This window comes from Planococcus sp. VCh962, assembly GCF_057748275.1.
Genome location: NZ_JBYLHS010000008.1, coordinates 12,554 through 28,044 on the forward strand (window position 1 = coordinate 12,554; position 15,491 = coordinate 28,044).

The window sequence follows — 15,491 nt, forward strand, 5'->3', positions numbered from 1 at the left end:
AAATTATACTTGAATTTTATATTAGCCATTTTTATTTTCATTTGCAATCTCTTTTTATAGTAGGTTTAAAATTTAAACAAGAGTTTAAAAATGAACTTTTCCTTCTTTTCCTTCAAAATGGAAAGAAAGATTTTTTGTTTCTTCTTTCCAATTGAGAAAGTTTAATAAATACAAAAATTTCGCAAGCTTACTCTCTCCTGTAATTTTTATTATTTATAATGATTATCATTAAGTATTGATTTTAATTTGAATAATGATATCATGGTTAATATAGTCTTTTAAATAAATAACGAGAATGAGGTGTTCGATTAATGAGTACAGACAAAAGAACTCTGACAACAAATTGGGGGGCCCCAGTAAGCGACAATCAGAACTCACAAACAGCTGGACAACGCGGACCTGTATTGCTTCAAGATGTCCATCTTCTTGAAAAATTAGCACATTTTAACCGTGAACGTATTCCTGAACGTGTTGTTCATGCTAAAGGTGCCGGCGCTCACGGATACTTTGAAGTTACACAAGACCTTACTAAATATACAAAAGCGGCTTTCTTATCAGAAGTCGGCAAACGTACAGATATGTTCGCTCGTTTTTCTACAGTAGCCGGTGAACTTGGATCTGCTGATACGGTTCGTGACCCACGCGGCTTTTCTTTGAAATTCTATACCGAAGAAGGAAACTATGATTTAGTCGGAAACAATACACCCATTTTCTTCATTCGCGATGCAATTAAATTCCCTGATTTCATCCATACACAAAAACGTGACCCAAGAACGCACTTAAAAAACCCTAACGCTGTGTGGGACTTCTGGTCACTATCACCTGAATCGCTGCACCAAGTTACATACTTAATGGGCGACCGCGGAATCCCTGCTACATTGCGCCATATGCATGGGTTCGGAAGCCATACATTCAAATGGACAAACGCCGCTGGCGAATCTGTTTGGGTGAAGTACCATATGTTGACTGAACAAGGCATCAAAAACATCACCCAGGACGTAGCTGACAAAATTGCCGGCGAAAACCCTGATTTCCATACAGAAGACTTGTTCAACGCAATTGAGGAAGGCGACTTCCCTGCTTGGAAAATGTACGTTCAAATCATGCCGTTGGAAGATGCGAACACGTATCGCTTCGACCCGTTCGATGTCACGAAAACCTGGTCTCACAAAGACTATCCATTGATTGAAGTTGGACGCATGGTGCTTAACCGCAATCCTGAAAACTATTTTGCAGAAGTTGAGCAAGCTACCTTCTCACCTGGCACATTGGTTCCGGGCATCGACGTATCTCCGGACAAAATGCTTCAAGGCCGTTTGTTCGCTTATCACGATGCTCACCGTTACCGCGTTGGCGCTAACCACCAGATGCTGCCGATCAACGCAGCGAAAAACCAAGTTAACAACTACCAGCGCGACGGCCAAATGAACTTTGGCGCTAACGGCGGCGGTTCTGTTTACTACGAACCGAACAGTTACGGCGGTCCAGTGGAAACTCCTGCTGCGAAACCAGCACCACTTGCAGTTGAAGGCTTCACTGATGCTGTGCCTTACCGTGACGAAGACTTCTACACACAGCCAGGCGACCTTTACCGTCTGCAATCTGCGGAAGAACAAGAACGCCTTGTGGCCACGTTCGTTGGCGGCTTGAGCGCAGTTACGAAAGAAGACATCAAACTTCGCCAAATCGCTCATTTGTATAAAGCGGATCCTGAATTCGGAACACGTGTTGCAGATGGCCTTGGCCTTCCAGTTCCAGGCCTTACCGAAGTTTAATCAACATCTTTGAACAGCTGTCCCTTTAGGGACGGCTGTTTTATTGTTAATCTTGGGAGTTGGGCATATTCGAAGTAAAGTTGGGCATAAATGAATCCGAGTTGGGCATAAATAAAGAAAACTTAGGCAAGTTGCTCGTAAACCTAAGCGAGTCGATCGTATCCACTACAAAGTTGCTCGAAAACAAAAAAACAGGGGAGCGGCTCCACCAGCCGCTCCCCTGTTTTTATTTACTTTTTCGCTAATAGTTGATCTGCAATCTTTTCCGCTAAATTTTTGCCGTTCTGGATGCAGGCACCGATTCCAACGCCATAATAAGAAGCACCGGCCAATTCGATACCCGGAACAAGCTCCGCCATTTTCTTTTCTAACGCATCAACTGCTGATTTATGCTGCATCGTGTAATTCGGCATCAGGTTTTTCCAGTTTGTCACTTCAACTAACGTAGGGTCAGCCTTAATCCCAAGGCTCTTCTCGATATCATTCAAAGCGACCTTCGCCAGTTCCGCTTCCGATAAATCCTTCAGTTGTGCATATGATGGATTCGAACTCTTATAGAATAGACGGACCAACAAATTGCCGTTTTGTGAAGTATGGCTCCACTTTCGGCTTGTCCATGTGCAAGCGTTGCACAATAAATCACTTTCCTGGGACACGATAAAGCCCGTGCCATCAGCTGGCAATTGGACATCCGGCAACTCAAAACCGATATAGACGCTGATTAATGAAGAATTCAGCAGCCGTTCAAATTCCCGGTCAAGTTCTTTCTCATTCAACAATTTCTGCGCCGCATCATGCGGGGTTGCCAATATGACCGAATCTGCCAGCACGGTTTGTCCATTTGCTAATTCCACTTCGTACTGGCTTTCTTTTTTCCGGAGCTCCACTGTTCCCACTCCTTTTAAGATGGTTGCTTCGTCCAGCTCTTCTTCCAAGCGATCGATCAGCACCGACATGCCTTCATCGAAAGAAATGAATTTCTTATTGGCCGCTCCTTGGAAATGTGCTTTATTGTCCTCGAGGCCTTTAATGATGCTGCCGTACTTGTTTTTGTATTCGACTAAATAAGGCAAAGTCGATGCAAGCGTCAATTCATGCAAGTTTCCGGAGTATACACCCGATAATACAGGGGCGATCTGGTTTTCCACCAGTTCTTTTCCAAGAAACGCTTCCAGAAACTCACCAATCGAACTATCGCGCGTAAAACCTTCGTTCTTAGTTTCTAAATCCCGCAGAGCCGCTTTTTTCCCTTCTTCCGAGACCAGCGTCGAACTGAACAAAGCTTCTTCACTCATCGGAATGCCGAAAACCGTATCTGCCGGTATGGCATGCAGCTTATTATTGGCATATAAATAAGAAATGCCCGTTCCGTTATAGACGACCCGGCCCTCTAGTTGCAAATCTTCTATTAAAGGCATCACACTGGCATGGCGAGCTACAATCGAATCCGCCCCGGTCTCCATGATAAACTCCGCATCTTTCACAGTCCGGATTTTGCCCCCTAAAACTTTGTCTTTCTCAATCAATACCAATTCCAAATCCAGGCTCTGCTCTTTTTTCAGCTTCTGCAGATAATGCAATGCAGAAAGACCTGTAATGCCTCCGCCTATCACTGCCACTGTTGTCATTGTGTATCCACTCCTTATTGTTATCTTCATTTTACCAACAATCCCTTGTTAAATCAGGCGATAATATGTCTTTTTTTGTACGCTTCGGCTAATGTGCCACAGATTATTTCCCGGGAAATAAAAGCCCCTATGATTGCGTTTCACTGCCGGGTCTGGTTTGATAAAGAGAGAAGCAATATTGTATGAATAAAGGAGAGAATATAGATGCAAAATCCAATAGATCAGAATATCATGGAACGCCGGACTATTAAGAAATTCAAAAAAGATCCGGTCGATGTGGAAGAGATTATTGAGTTGTTGAATATTGCTAAATGGGCGCCAAACCATAAAGTGAACCAGCCTTGGCGCTTCCAGCTGTATACAGGAGCTGGCAAGGAGAAATTTGTTCAAGCATTCATCGATGCTATGCCAAAAATAGATGGTGCGATTCCACCGAAAGTATTGAACAAAGCCCAGTACTTCCGCGACATTCCTTTGCATTTGGTTGTCATCATGCCGGAAGATCCACGGCAGAGACGCTGGGACGAGGATTATGGCGCCATTTCTTCGCTCCTTCAGAATTTCCAGCTTGCCGCTTGGGCACGGGGCATTGGCATGATTTGGCGCTCGAACGATTGGGTTTATGACCCGGTTTTCCGGGAAGCAATCGGGGTCGCGCCTGGAGAAAAAATAGTTGCGACTATGATGATCGGCTATCCGGACCATATTCCAGAAAAACGCGAGCGCACGGATATACGCGAAAAACTTGATATTATCAGTGAATAAATAAAAAAAGATGGCGCACCATGCGCCATCTTTTTTATTTTAAACTGATCATTGCACCAACTGCCCCTGAAAATTCTCCATTCTCCAGGAACAATGGTTTTGAACCTCTTAAAATTGTATAGGTCTCCACCACTTCTTTTAATAATGGATTATGGATAAATGATGAACCAATATAAATAACAGTGGAACTCTGGCACTGACGAGCTGCTATGACACTTAAGGTGCTTACAGTTTCCCCGACTAGCCCGACCACCGTTGCCAGCAGTTCTTCTTTGGATAACTCGCCGGCAACAGAGAATAAATCATTGCCAAAATTACTGGCAGTCAAATCACCCGGTATTGGCGGTTCTTTGTCTTCATATATATGTTTTACTTTCAAATCGATACGGTCTCTCGAACCTTTGCTTGCCAATTTCACAATTTCTTCAAAATCAGTTATGCCCGTCAATAAATGGCTTAATCCGACCAATGTTCCACCGCCGACTCCAGTGCCCCCCAGGCGCTCCTGTGTATTGTTCTGGATGCAATGAATGGAAGTTCCTGTACCGACGTTTGTGACTACATAGACAGCTTCCTCACGGCCCATTTGGCTAAGCAGGAATTGGACACCATGATGTGTGGCTTCAAATTCCACCATTTCCTTTACTTCTTTAGATAAAAGGGAACGCAATACGCCAGACTTCCCTCCAGTGACACAAACTTCAGGGGTCTCCAATTCATTCACCCAAGCGGCAACCCGCTCAATTTCCGCAATTGGATACTTAGTGAATTGCAGCGCACCGTTTTCAGTATACGCCACTTTAATCAAAGTTCCGCCTGCATCTATCCCGACAATCATTTTCGCACCTGCTCTTTCTGAATACCAGCTAGTTTTAAACACATATGAAGAAATTCTACCATATTAATTTATTGAGTGGGCTGATTTTCTATCAGTTTACCTCGATGAAGACAAGAAGATATACTACCATTACAGAACTTTTTATCTCGGAGGAAGAAATATGGCTAGAGGAACGATTATTCTATTAAATGGTGTGTCCAGCGCCGGCAAAACAACTTTATCAAGAGAGTTGATTCGACAACTTCCAAATTATTCCGCTTTAAGCATCGACAATTTTGATGGGGTCATCGAGCAGATGGAAGATCGGCAAAACGGCCGCTTGATTCCTATTCCAACAGAACATTATTTCCATAGAGCGATTGCGATGTTTTCAGATAGCGGCATCAATTTGGTCATCGATCAAATTTTACATGACGACTTTACTACGAAAGATTGTCTCGAAGTGCTGAAGGATTATCCGGTATTTTTTGTTGGTGTCCACTGCCCTCTTGAAGAACTTAAACGGAGGGAACAGGCAAGAGGCGACCGCTTGATTGGCCAGGCCAAAGACAGCTAGAATATGTCCACCAGCAAAATGAACGTTATGACGTTGAAGTGGATACCTTCAGAGAAAACATGGAAACCTGTGTTAACCGAATCAAAGAACGGCTGTTCAGTGCTACTGAATTTAAGGCCTGGCAAGAAATCAGTTAAAACTCATCAAAAACAAAAAGATGCTTGGAGATATAAAAATTCTCCAGCATCTTTTTTATCTTGAATTCCATTGCTAAGCAAAAGGGTCAATCCAAACTTATGGACATGGATTTGCTGAATCTTTGGCTGATGCAGGTTTTTAAGCAGTCATTTGTTTCAAATCTTCCATAGACAGGGTATAAACCCTGTACCACCTATAGAGGCAGAGGAAAAGTCATCTTCTCGCAATGATCCTATGCCTCGATGAACTTCACTATAGAAGGGAGCTTGCCAATGCCCTATGCCACCATCAACAACTCAGTCTCTTTGTATTATCATATAAAAGGTAAAGGAGTACCCATTGTTTTCATTCATCCACCCGTTTTGGGTTATAAAGTTTTCAAACATCAAGAGAGACTGGTCCATTCCTGCCAAACTATATTTTATGACCTTCGGGGCCACGGCCAAAGTTCACGTGGAAATGCGGTGCTGTCGATCAATCTTTTAGCCAATGATTTAAAGAAGCTGCTTGATGAAATTGGTATCGCCAAAGCGGTGATTTGCGGCTTTTCCCACGGGGGAACGATTGCCCAGGAATTTGCTTTGCTTTATCCCGAACGGACCGCTGCCTTGATTCTATCTGGAGGCTATTCAAAAGTTGATCACCTAAGCCTAAAAAGCAAAGTTTATTTTGGTATGGCAATGGCAAAACTTCGGCGAATCCCGACAGTCGCTAAATTGCAGGCAAAAACTCATAAATATTATGAAAGTGATGAACAAGAGCTTTTCGATTATGCCAAAAAAGCGGATGCAGAGAAAGTATATGAATACTGTAAGGCTGGGTTACATTACAATGCCACGCCTTTCCTTCATCGTTTAACAATGCCGATTCTGCTTGTATATGGCGATTTGGAAAAGACGATGCATCGCCATCGCAAACCTTTTCTTAAGGCGGCCCGTAACGTTGAAGTCATCTATGTCAAAGGAATATCACACGAAGTGCCTCCAAAGAAATTTCCGGAATTCAATGAAATTGTCCATAATTTTCTGCAAAAAAACAAACAAGCCGGCTTCCTGGATTAACAGGAAACCGGCTTGTTTTTATTAAAGCTGTCTAAAGCCGCCTGTATTGGCACGGACTTTAACTTCTGCAAATCTCTTGAGGTCGCTTTCTTTAGAGACAAGCGTGCCGACCAAACCGCCGATAAAGCCAAGCGGGATTGAGACAATAGCCGGATTCGTCAATGGGAAGATCGGGTTGCCAGTCAAAATTGCAGCTCCTGCTTCCGGACTCATGACGCTCGGGCTGATTGATACTAGAACCAGCGCTGAAATCAAGCCTGTTAAGATGGCTGAAACGGCTCCAGTAGTATTGAATTTTTTCCAGAAAATCGTGTAGACGATAACGGGCAAGTTGGCACTGGCCGCAATACAGAATGCCAATGAAACTAAAAACGCCACATTCAAACTTTGCGCAAAAATCGCCAGCAAAATGGATAAAACCGCCACTCCAACTGATGCATAGCGGGCAGCCAGCATTTGCTGGCGCTCGGTCGCTTTTCCTTTTTTAATAATCTGGCCGTAAATATCGTGAGCAAATGCTGAAGCACCCGATAGTACCAACCCGGCTACAACCGCTAAGATGGTAGCAAATGCAACCGCAGAAATGAAGGACATCAAAATGTCTCCGCCTAATGCTTGGGCCAGCAGCGGTGCCGCCATATTTCCGGCAGCATTTGTGCTAATGATCTTTTCCGACCCGACAAATGCAGCAGCACCGAATCCAAGGAAAATCGTCATAACGTAGAAAATCCCGACGATCCAAGTTGCCCACATAACAGAACTTCTTGCAGTTTTTGCATCTCTAACTGTAAAGAAACGCATTAGGATATGCGGCAGGCCTGCTGTACCGAGCACCAATGCCAGCATCAGGGAAATCGTATCTAATGGAATTTTGTATTTTACTCCAGGATTTAAGAAAGCTTCCCCATGCGGAGTTGCCGTTTTCACTTGTGCGAACATCTCGAGGATACTGAAATCGAAACGCTGCAGCACCAAGAACGACAGGATGACTGTACCGACCATCAACAGGACTGCTTTAATAATTTGAACCCAGCTTGTAGCTGTCATGCCTCCAAAAAGAACATAAATTGTCATCATGACTCCAACAAGCAAAACTGCCCATAAATATTCGATTCCAAATAGTAATTGAATAAGTGCACCTGCCCCTACAAGCTGGGCAATCATATAGAAAATAACGATAGTAATAGAACTCAATGCCGCTGCTCCGCGAACTTTCTTGGCATTAAAACGGGCATTGATCATATCTGCCAAGGTGAATTTCCCAAGGTTGCGAAGAGGTTCTGCCACAACAAATAAAACCACTAAATAGGCTACCAGATAACCGATGGAAAATAGGAATCCGTCAAAACCGAACAATGCAATAGACCCGGCAATCCCCAGAAATGAAGCCGCGGACAAATAGTCTCCTGCGATCGCCATTCCGTTTTGCCAGCCAGTCAATCCGCCGCCTGCCGTATAAAAATCACTGGTAGTATTCGTACGCTTTGCCGCAAAATAAGTAATGACAAGAGTCATTGCCACGATGATTAAAAAGATAATAATGACTGTAGCATTCATCGGTTTTCCTCCTTGTCATAATTGAATTCCTTTAAAGTTTCCCAAGCCATTTCGTCAAATTTTGCCGCTCTCTTCATGTATACGGTTACAAGAATCCAAGTCATTGCGAATAACCCGAAGGCAAAAACCCACACCCAGGAAATATCGCCGATAAACTTGGCATCCAGCACATTGGTATATGAAATAATAATATTAAATAGTAGATATAGTCCTAAGAACAATACAGTGGTCGGAATGAGAAACGCTTTTTTCTTCCTCATCAGATCTTTGAAACCTGCCGATGATTCAATTGCTTCAAAATTTGGTACATGCACTTCCTCTCTTACATTCGAAGAAGCTTTCCCGCCTTTTGTCTGAGTCTCCCCTTTCGACTGAGCAACACGGTCTTCACTTCCAGCTACCGTCTTTGCCAAATTCAACACCCCTTTAAAATTTTATTTTTCTGAATCTAAAAATAATTAAATCATTTAAGGTGTGGGGCGTCAATACAGAACATCCATTAAGTGGTATAAAGTACCAGATTCTAGGTAGGACTTACTGTTATTCCTGCATATAAAAAACTCTTGATCTCTTTAATCAGGAGACCAAGAGGGACGATATTTTGAATTCAGGGATGCAGAAGTGGGATATAACAAGTCCTCCCATTACTGCACGTTGAACATCCATCATTTTTTTCGGTGACATAGCGGTTACAGCAAAATATAGCGCTAAAACCGTCAGCCGTTTTCTCTTGTATTTGCTGGACTGTTGAATGAATTCATCAGCTTGAACAGCTGCTCAAATTTTTCCAGCGCATCCAAAGCAAGCAGCCCGTTTCCTTCTGCAGTTTTTGGATAGCCAAGCGGAACCGTCCGGCGCACAAGCTGCGCATAAAGTTCAGCTTCCGTCAGTTTTCTGGCAAACTCTTCTTCTGCTATATTTTTGACCAAAGCCAAAGCGCCTGTCACATGGGGTGTAGCCATTGAAGTGCCTGACAGCGTAGCATATTTGCCGCCTAGAAATGTGGAGTAAATACGAACTCCCGGCGCAACCAAGTCAATTTCATCGTTAGAGTTGCTGAAGGGGGCAATCTTGCGGTTAAAGTCGACCGCTCCTACTTGAATCACTTCTGCGTATGCTCCCGGGTAAGCATATTCATCCGTCGCCGGACTGTCGTCACCTTCGTTGCCTGCTGCGCATACAACGGGGATTCCCGAATCAACCGCCCGTTTCACTGCTCTGTAAAGTTCCGGAACATCTTCCGGGCCTCCAAGCGACATGGAAATTACACTCGTTTTTTCGCCATTTGGCCCTTCCCAATCGATTGCGTAATTGATGCCGTTGATAATCCCCGCATAATCTCCGCTTCCTTCGCTGTTCAATACTTTTAAGACCAGCAGCTTCGCTTCAGGCGCAACTCCTGCGATACCGCCTTCCTGCCGCAAGGACGCCGCTGCGGTTCCTGCAACATGGGTGCCGTGGCCATGATTGTCTTCAAAATTCGCTGTATCGCCGCCATAGTCCGGCGTAAAGTTTCTGCCCCCAATAATCCGGTCCTGCAAATCGGGATGGTCACGCTGGCAGCCCGTATCCAAAATGGCAAGCACATTGCCGCTGCCATGCCTTGCCTGCTCCCAGACAGCTGGCGCCTGAATCATTTGCACTCCTTGCGGAATCTGTGCAGCCGCAACGGTAATTTCTTCGATACGGTAAGGGATTAAGTGAACGTTGTCCATAATCGGTACGCCTCCTTTTGAAAAAATGACGCTTTTTATCATTAGCATGCCCCTTTTTGTTTCTTAGGAAACATTAGGCGAAAAGCTCGCAATTCCTGGGGAGAAATGTCACTATATTCACTAATACTACAGATGGCGAGAAACGAATTGCTTTTTATTGTGGGAAAATGAATCAATTAGTGGAGGAGGAAAATCTGATGAAGAAAAATTGGCTGCTTTATGGAGCTTATGGCTATACAGGTGAACTGATTGCGCGCGAAGCGGTAAAGCGCGGGATGAATCCGGTACTTGCCGGGCGAAATCCGCAGAAGCTCAAGCCTCTGGCGGAAGAATTGAATCTTGAAATGCGGGTCTTTGCAATCGATGAAAAAATTGCAGATAATCTATCGGGGATCGATGCCGTACTGCATTGCGCCGGTCCTTTCAGTGAAACGAGCGCCTCAATGATTGAAGGATGCCTTTCGGCCAAGGCTCATTACATGGACATTACCGGAGAAATTCCGGTGTTCGTACATACGCATGCCCAGCATGAGCGGGCAAAAAAAGCAGGGATTGTTCTTTGCTCGGGCGTCGGTTTTGACGTCATTCCGACAGATTGCACAGCACTGAAACTAAAAGAGCTGATGCCTGATGCGACCCACCTTGCTCTTGGTTTTGAATCGGACTCCGGCATTTCCCCAGGAACTTATAAAACCATGATTCAAGGGCTCGGCTCCGGCAGTGCCGTGCGCAGAGAAGGTGGACTTACAGCCGTGCCGCTCGGCAGCCAGCGCAGGACCATCGATTTCGGCAGAGGGCAACGCCCTGCCATGGGCATTCCGTGGGGAGACGTAGCAACCGCTTTTTATACCACAGAAATACCGAATATCTCGACATGGGTGCCGTTTTCTAAAACACTTTCGGCCGGCGCCGGATTAATGGCTGGCCTGCAGCCGCTGTTGGCATCTCCCTTTTTGCAAAACTTACTCAAAGGTTGGGTGGAACGGAACATCAGCGGGCCGGACGAAACCCTCCGCGCCAACTCACCTGCTTATATTTGGGGAGAGGTAAGAAATGAATTTGGAATCATCAAAGTAGCCCGAATACAAACTGCCAATGTCTATGACTTAACTGTTTACGGGGCTCTTGAAGCTGTCAGTCGGTTGTTGGAAAGAGCCTATGAAAGTGGCAGCTCCACCCCGGCGCTATTGTTTGGATCTTCTTTACTTGAAGAATTGCCTGGGTCGGGAAAATTCGAAGTTGATACTTTCTTTCCCTCTTAATGATACGAAAAAAGCTGGCCTGAAAGTTCAGGTCAGCTTTTGAGGAATTGCATACGCTGGTTAAACAAAGTCGGATAAGACAAGAATCCAAGAAAAATACTTGTCACCGCGGCTGTCGTCAACAACAGGAACATGATCAACAATTGAAATTGCACGGCTTGAATCGGATCAGCACCTGCGATGATTTGTCCACTCATCATGCCGGGCAATTGGACAAGCCCGACGGTCTTCTGGCTTTCAATGGTGGGGATCATACTGGCTTTGATCGACTGGATCAATTGTCGGTGGATTGCTTGTTTCGGCGTTCCGCCAAGAGACAAGATCAGTTCAGTTTGGTCCTGATTTGCTTCTACTTCTGCTGTGAAGCGGTTTAGAAACAGGATCGACAGCACCATCGAGTTCCCGATGACCATCCCACTGATCGGAATGATGTACTGGGCAGTTGGAGGCGTGATATTAAAGCCAATTAGAATGCTTTGCGTCAGAATTTCCACGAACACTAACGTTGCTGCAATCTTTACAACGATACCTTGTATGGCCGCCCCTTTTTTCTGTGCGTTGTGCGTAGCCGCGACAATCATCAGTGTCACCATCAGGAAAATATAGACAAGGCTATCGGAGTCGAAAACGAACTTCAATACATAGCCGACTGCCAGCAATTGGATGATGGAGCGGATAGTGGCAATCAGCGTGTCTTTTTCGAGTCCCAGATTAAAAGTCTTAGATAATACCAGCGGAATCAATACAAAAATCAACGTCAGCGATAAAGCAAAATAGCTCATCCCGCTTCCCCCCTAACGAAGCGTTTAACTTTGTCATTGACCGGATTTTTCAGCAATTCACTTTCACCGGTTTCAATGACTTCTCCGGCCATCATCACCCATGTATAGTCGCCGATCTCCAGCGCTTGCTGGAGATTATGTGTAATCCAAATAATAGTCGTCTTATACTTTTGGTTGATTTTCGCAATCAGCTCTTCAATTTCCTTTAAAGAAGTACGGTCCAAAGACGACGTAATTTCATCAAGCAATAGCACTTCCGGATTGTTTACAAGTGTACGGGCTATTGAAACTTTCTGGCGCTGGCCGCCAGATAATTCTTTTACATTCCGGTTTAGAAATTGTTCCTCCAGGCCAACATCATGCAGTAAAGCCAAGGCTTCTTTTTCTGCCAGCTTTTCTCCCTGCAATTCCAGCGGCAAATTCAAATTGTCATAAACCGTTCCATTGACCATCGGTGCTCCCTGCAAAGCCATTCCAACAAGGCGGCGCAATTCCACCGGTTCATAATTGCCGAGCGGCTTGTCTTTTATATAAATTTCTCCCGAATCCGGAGACAATAAGCCATTGCATAATTTCAATAAAGTTGTTTTTCCAGCCCCGGACGGCCCCACCAAAGTGGTAATTTTGCTTTCCGGAAAAGATCCAGTGATCCCTTTTAAAATATGTATATCGCCAACCGAATAATGTACATCATTAAAATGGATAGCTGGTTTGTATGGGATGATCATGTCTTTCACTTCCTTTTAAAAATAAAACAGCACACAGTCAGCCGTGTGCCGTCTTAAACTACTCATTCTTCCAGTTTGCGCGCTGCAAAATCATCGTTCATTTTCAAGAAGTATTCTCCGCCTTCTTCGATATGGGACATGCGGGAGATGATGTCACGGAACATTTTTTCTTCTTCCATTTGTTCTTCGATAAACCAGTCGAGAAATGACAAAGTCGAATGTTCCTGCAGTTCGTCAGCTAATGTTACCAATGCATAAATATTGCTGGTCACATCTTTTTCTTGGGCCAATGAACTGTGCAGAACATCCATAGCGTTGACGTAATCATTTTTCGGTTCTGCTAATGCCTGCAATACCGGTTTTTCATCCATCGTCACTAAGTAATTATAAAATCTCATTGCATGTTCATGTTCTTCTCTTGATTGCACTAAATAAAAATTGGCAAATCCATGATACCCTTTTTTCGAAAAATACGCGGCCATCGCTGTATACGAATGAGCTGCTTGTAATTCATTGTTTAGTTGATCATTTAACGCCAAAGTGAGTTTTGGTGGCAACATCATAAATCCCTCCGCTTTCTTATTTAGAATCATTCTAATGTAGACACTATACCATACCCCTTTTTTAAATGCAAAACACATGAGAATATTAATATTTAATTGAGAATTAAAATCAATAGAAACCATTAGTCTTTGCATTTAATTGATAATAATTATTGTTTAATGGATAATGGTCTTTATATTCGATTATCTTGCAAACTATTTACTTACTATTAGTAACCGGTTGTAGTATAATAACTTCATGTATTAAAGAAACTCTTAACATAGGGGGAACAAAAATGACATCAATTAAACTTGAACCGAAAGTATTTGACGTTTTAAAAGATAAAATTAACTTGATTACAGTAGATAATGAAGCGATTTACGTAGTCGGTCCCATCCGGCTGCCGGTGAACTTATATGGAGAAACAGTGGTATTCCAGTGGTATAGCTGGTTGAAACAGGACGAAGTAACCACTGATTACGAAAGTATAATTGAAAAATTATCTTCAGCCAATTTGGCTGAGTATCAGCAATCCAGTGTTTTGGTATACGGAGATTTTGAAAATAGCGAAGAAGCTTTGATCCGCATGCACTCCATTTGCCACACCGGGGATATTTTCGGAAGCAAACGATGTGATTGCGGATTCCAATTGAAGCAATCGATGAAACAGATTGTCGACCATGGAACAGGTGCACTCTTTTACTTAGCGAACCACGAAGGCCGGGGCATCGGGTTGTTCAGCAAAGCTATGGCTTACGTTCTCCAAGAAAACGGCTATGATACCGTTGAAGCAAATGAAAGCCTTGGGTTTGTTGATGATTCACGCAATTATGAAGATGCCATTGCGGTATTGAAATCACTGCGCACAAAGCCGGTTACATTGATGACTAATAATCCGAAAAAAATAACAGCGCTGGAAAATTCAGACCTCGAAATAGCCGGACGCATTTCACTTTGGGGAGATACATCTGAGTACAACTCAGAATACTTGCAGACAAAAATCAACCGCTCAGGCCATTTAAAAGACGAGGAGGATATACTCCATGTCAAACCATGAATTTTATATGGACTTGGCACTGAACAATGCACGGACCATGAAAGGCCAGACAGACCCTAATCCATTAGTCGGCTCAGTCATTGTCAATGACAACCGCATTGTTGGCATTGGCGCTCATTTGAAAGCTGGTGAGCCGCACGCAGAAATCCATGCACTTCGCATGGCTGGAGATGCCGCACGCGGAGGGACGATTTACGTCACATTGGAACCTTGCTCCCACCACGGCCGCACGGGCCCTTGTGCAGCTGCTATTATTGAGGCAGGCCTTAGGAAAGTAGTCATCGCGACGCTTGACCCAAATCCGATTGTCGCTGGAAACGGCGTAAAAATGCTGGAAGACGCCGGTATTGAAGTGATTGTCGGAATCCGGGAAGAAGAATCCAAAAGAATGAACGAAGTCTTCAATAAATATATTGTTACGCAACTTCCTTTCGTCACATTAAAAGCAGCCGCTACATTAGACGGCAAAATTGCATCGCATACACTCGACAGCAAATGGATCACATCTGAAGAAGCTCGCCATGACGTCCATGTGCTGCGCAGCGAAAACCGGGCCATCCTCGTTGGAGTCGGCACGGTTATTGCAGACGATCCGGAATTGACGGCTCGCATCCCAAACGGCCGTAATCCCCTTCGCATTGTCCTGGATTCTACACTTCGGACGCCTCTTGATGCTAAACTGGCAACAGACGGACTGGCAGAAACATGGATTTTCACTAGTAAACATTACGATCAGGAAAAACGCACCGCGTTGGAAGCCTTAGGAGTCAAGATTTTTGTTACTGATGGCGAAACCCGGGTGGAAGTTCGTGATGTCGTGCGCATTTTAGGCGAGCACTCCATCTCTTCGTTATTCATCGAAGGCGGAGGCACAATCAATGCGGCATTTTTGGAAAATGGTTTGATTGATAAAGTGGTTTTATATTTTGCACCAAAATTAATCGGTGGCAAAAATGCACCAACCTTTTTGGAAGGTTCCGGCTTTGAACTGATGAAAGAAGCGGTTGAATTGGAAGACGGAGAATTTTTCAAAATCGGGAAAGATTTTAAATTCACCGGCTATCCGGTGAAAAAAGGAGTTTAACG

General features: G+C 44.1%; 15 protein-coding genes. 7 read left to right on the plus strand and 8 right to left on the minus strand.

What is annotated here, in order from left to right; genetic code table 11:
- Positions 1 to 311 precede the first annotated feature (311 nt).
- Positions 312 to 1,775: a catalase KatA gene (gene katA, locus AC3AQ9_RS17140; RefSeq protein ID WP_488308697.1), complete on the plus strand. Its 1,464-nt coding sequence runs from the start codon at positions 312 to 314 to the stop codon at positions 1,773 to 1,775.
- A 230-nt stretch (positions 1,776 to 2,005) separates the two neighbouring features.
- Here the strand turns inward: katA and AC3AQ9_RS17145 are convergent, their stop codons facing one another.
- Positions 2,006 to 3,403, minus strand: a complete 1,398-nt coding sequence (locus AC3AQ9_RS17145; protein WP_488308698.1) for a protoporphyrinogen oxidase — start codon at positions 3,401 to 3,403, stop codon at positions 2,006 to 2,008.
- Positions 3,404 to 3,607: 204 nt separating this feature from the next.
- Between AC3AQ9_RS17145 and AC3AQ9_RS17150 the strand changes: the two genes are divergently transcribed.
- Positions 3,608 to 4,168, plus strand: a complete 561-nt coding sequence (locus AC3AQ9_RS17150; protein WP_488308699.1) for a nitroreductase family protein — start codon at positions 3,608 to 3,610, stop codon at positions 4,166 to 4,168.
- A gap of 34 nt (positions 4,169 to 4,202) precedes the next feature.
- On the opposite strand, the gene coaW is transcribed toward AC3AQ9_RS17150, so the two are convergent.
- Positions 4,203 to 5,006: a type II pantothenate kinase gene (gene coaW, locus AC3AQ9_RS17155; RefSeq protein ID WP_488308700.1), complete on the minus strand. Its 804-nt coding sequence runs from the start codon at positions 5,004 to 5,006 to the stop codon at positions 4,203 to 4,205.
- 160 nt (positions 5,007 to 5,166) lie between these two features.
- On the opposite strand from coaW, the gene AC3AQ9_RS17160 reads away from it, so the two are divergent.
- A complete protein-coding gene (locus AC3AQ9_RS17160; RefSeq protein ID WP_488308701.1) occupies positions 5,167 to 5,562 on the plus strand; it encodes a phosphotransferase-like protein in 396 nt (131 codons plus the stop codon).
- A 410-nt stretch (positions 5,563 to 5,972) separates the two neighbouring features.
- On the plus strand, positions 5,973 to 6,761 hold the full coding sequence (locus tag AC3AQ9_RS17165) for an alpha/beta fold hydrolase (protein ID WP_488308702.1): 789 nt from the start codon (positions 5,973 to 5,975) through the stop codon (positions 6,759 to 6,761).
- A gap of 21 nt (positions 6,762 to 6,782) precedes the next feature.
- Here the strand turns inward: AC3AQ9_RS17165 and AC3AQ9_RS17170 are convergent, their stop codons facing one another.
- The 3 genes from AC3AQ9_RS17170 to AC3AQ9_RS17180 all read right to left on the minus strand — a co-directional run bounded on the left by AC3AQ9_RS17170 (position 6,783) and on the right by AC3AQ9_RS17180 (position 10,033).
- The gene (locus AC3AQ9_RS17170; protein WP_488308703.1) at positions 6,783 to 8,318 is read right to left on the minus strand and encodes a solute symporter family protein; all 1,536 of its coding nucleotides are present in this window, start codon (positions 8,316 to 8,318) and stop codon (positions 6,783 to 6,785) included.
- Complete coding sequence (locus AC3AQ9_RS17175) at positions 8,315 to 8,731, minus strand: DUF485 domain-containing protein (RefSeq protein WP_488308704.1); 417 nt, start codon at positions 8,729 to 8,731, stop codon at positions 8,315 to 8,317. The genes AC3AQ9_RS17170 and AC3AQ9_RS17175 overlap by 4 nt, the downstream gene beginning before the upstream one ends.
- Before the next feature lie 303 nt (positions 8,732 to 9,034).
- Positions 9,035 to 10,033, minus strand: coding sequence for a S8 family peptidase (locus AC3AQ9_RS17180; RefSeq protein ID WP_488308808.1), 999 nt, complete (start codon positions 10,031 to 10,033; stop codon positions 9,035 to 9,037).
- Positions 10,034 to 10,230: 197 nt separating this feature from the next.
- Between AC3AQ9_RS17180 and AC3AQ9_RS17185 the strand changes: the two genes are divergently transcribed.
- Positions 10,231 to 11,295: a saccharopine dehydrogenase family protein gene (locus AC3AQ9_RS17185; protein ID WP_488308705.1), complete on the plus strand. Its 1,065-nt coding sequence runs from the start codon at positions 10,231 to 10,233 to the stop codon at positions 11,293 to 11,295.
- A gap of 32 nt (positions 11,296 to 11,327) precedes the next feature.
- On the opposite strand, the gene AC3AQ9_RS17190 is transcribed toward AC3AQ9_RS17185, so the two are convergent.
- The 3 genes from AC3AQ9_RS17190 to AC3AQ9_RS17200 form a co-directional block, all read right to left on the minus strand.
- Positions 11,328 to 12,077, minus strand: a complete 750-nt coding sequence (locus tag AC3AQ9_RS17190; protein ID WP_488308706.1) for an ABC transporter permease — start codon at positions 12,075 to 12,077, stop codon at positions 11,328 to 11,330.
- Positions 12,074 to 12,805, minus strand: coding sequence for an ABC transporter ATP-binding protein (locus AC3AQ9_RS17195; RefSeq protein ID WP_488308707.1), 732 nt, complete (start codon positions 12,803 to 12,805; stop codon positions 12,074 to 12,076). Before AC3AQ9_RS17195 ends, AC3AQ9_RS17190 begins: the two co-directional genes overlap by 4 nt.
- Positions 12,806 to 12,867: 62 nt before the next feature.
- Entirely contained in the window at positions 12,868 to 13,368 is a 501-nt protein-coding gene (locus AC3AQ9_RS17200) for a ferritin (protein ID WP_488308708.1), read from the minus strand.
- Between the two features lie 275 nt (positions 13,369 to 13,643).
- On the opposite strand from AC3AQ9_RS17200, the gene AC3AQ9_RS17205 reads away from it, so the two are divergent.
- Positions 13,644 to 14,405 (plus strand): GTP cyclohydrolase II, encoded by a 762-nt coding sequence (locus AC3AQ9_RS17205; RefSeq protein WP_488308709.1) that lies wholly within the window; start codon positions 13,644 to 13,646, stop codon positions 14,403 to 14,405.
- Entirely contained in the window at positions 14,392 to 15,489 is a 1,098-nt protein-coding gene (ribD, locus tag AC3AQ9_RS17210; RefSeq protein ID WP_488308710.1) for a bifunctional diaminohydroxyphosphoribosylaminopyrimidine deaminase/5-amino-6-(5-phosphoribosylamino)uracil reductase RibD, read from the plus strand. Before AC3AQ9_RS17205 ends, ribD begins: the two co-directional genes overlap by 14 nt.
- The last annotated feature ends 2 nt before the right edge of the window (positions 15,490 to 15,491 follow it).